The sequence below is a fragment of the Planktosalinus sp. genome (genome assembly GCF_059864935.1).
In genome coordinates, this window is the sequence record NZ_JCBCCK010000233.1 from 1 (window position 1) to 1,754 (window position 1,754).

The window sequence follows — 1,754 nt, forward strand, 5'->3', positions numbered from 1 at the left end:
CCACGGAAGTGCTGATGACAACGTTCATGTACAAAACACTACCCGTTTGGTAGAAGAACTGGTGCAAGCCAATAAAGATTTTGAATGGTTGATTTATCCCGATAAAAACCACGGTATTTTTGGTGGAAACACACGCCTGCACTTGTACAATAAAATGACCAAATTTGTAAAAGAAAATTTATAACTAACCCTCTCCTAATTTCTACTCTATGAAATTTAAAATGCCCAACACCCTGGCCTTGCTGTTTTTTTTAATGGTTTTGGCAATGGTGGCCACCTGGGTAATTCCCCAGGGTCAGTTTGATACTCAGTTAACCGAAAGCGGAAGGGAAATGGTTGTTCCGGGGTCCTATCAGGTTGCTGAGCAGCACCATTACCTCAACCCCATTTCACTGTTTACAGCAATACCGAGAGCTTTTGCTGATGCTCAGGGAATTATTTTCTTTCTTTTTATCATTGGTGGTGTTTTGGCGATTATCAAAACTACCGGAACTGTAGATGCTTTACTGGGAAAACTCCTCGAAAGTCTGGGTAAAAAGCCGGGCACACTCATATTCACTGTTGTTTTTGTGTTTGCATTGCTTTCGAGCATCATGGGAGCTTCTGCTGAATACATTCCCTTTGTGCTTATACTGGTAGCCATGTGCAGGGCAATGAACCTAGATAGCCTTACTGCCGTTGGAATTATCGTTGCGGGTTATGGCGTTGGTTATGGAACTGCGGCTTTCAATCAATATACAGTTGTTGTGGCAAACCCCATTGCGGGGCTGGATGCATATGACGGCTGGCCGCTCAGGTTGGCGATTCTGCTTCCCTTTTCATTAATTGCCGGGCATCACATCTGGAGGTATTCGGTTAAGGTAAAGAAAAATGCCACTGCCAGTCTGGTTTATGGATTAGAACCACCATCAGGAGGAGAGCCTCCAAAACAATACCCACTATTAAAGTGGAGGCACTTACTCATTTTAATCGGGTTTTTTTTGGCATTGGGGACAGCAGTCTGGGGCATTGCCACTCGTGGCTGGTACCTGACCGAACTGGGTGCAGCATTTTTGATACTTGGTATTTTTACTGCGATAGTGGGAAGAATTGGACCAAGCCTTGCTGCTGAAAAATTTGTTAGTGGCGCCAAAGATCTTGCAGAAACCGCTTTGCTGGTGGGTATTGCCCGGGGAATTGCCTTAATCATGGAAGACGGTCAAATTTTACACACCATCGTGCACGGTTTGTCTGTGCCCCTGTCGTCTGTTGGTCCCGAGGTTGCAGGTGTGGGTATGATGGGAATGCAAACCATTCTCAACTTTTTTGTGCCATCCGGGAGTGGGCAGGCTTTTGTAACAATGCCCTTAATGGCTCCACTGGGAGATTTGGTGGGTGTGTCAAGACCCATTTCTGTATTGGCATTCTTGTTTGGTGACGGTTTTGCCAATATGCTTGTGCCCACAAATGCCGTATTGATGGGTATACTCGGTTTAGCAGGCATTCCATATGATAAGTGGTTTAAATTCTGTTTACCATTATTGCTCAAACTGCTCGCTGCAGGAGCTTTAGTGATTGTGCTTGCTGTTTTAATGGGATATTCATAATAATTAATTTAAAAAAAAATCAATGACTACAACTGAATCTGCCAGTCAAAAAGAACTCTTCGGTCATCCCGCAGGGCTTTACATTATGTTTCTCACTGAATTGTGGGAACGATTTAGCTTTTACGGAATGAAAGCTCTTTTAATATTTTATTTAACAAAATATCATTT

The 1,754-nt window shown here is 43.4% G+C and carries 2 protein-coding genes; both read left to right on the forward strand.

Annotated elements, in window-relative coordinates:
* The coding region (locus AC6F75_RS08135) for a prolyl oligopeptidase family serine peptidase (RefSeq protein WP_500714505.1) at nucleotides 1–184 on the forward strand (184 nt) is incomplete at its 5' end.
* A gap of 25 nt (nucleotides 185–209) precedes the next feature.
* Nucleotides 210–1,586: a YfcC family protein gene (locus AC6F75_RS08140; RefSeq protein ID WP_500714506.1), complete on the forward strand. Its 1,377-nt coding sequence runs from the start codon at nucleotides 210–212 to the stop codon at nucleotides 1,584–1,586.
* Nucleotides 1,587–1,754 lie beyond the last annotated feature (168 nt).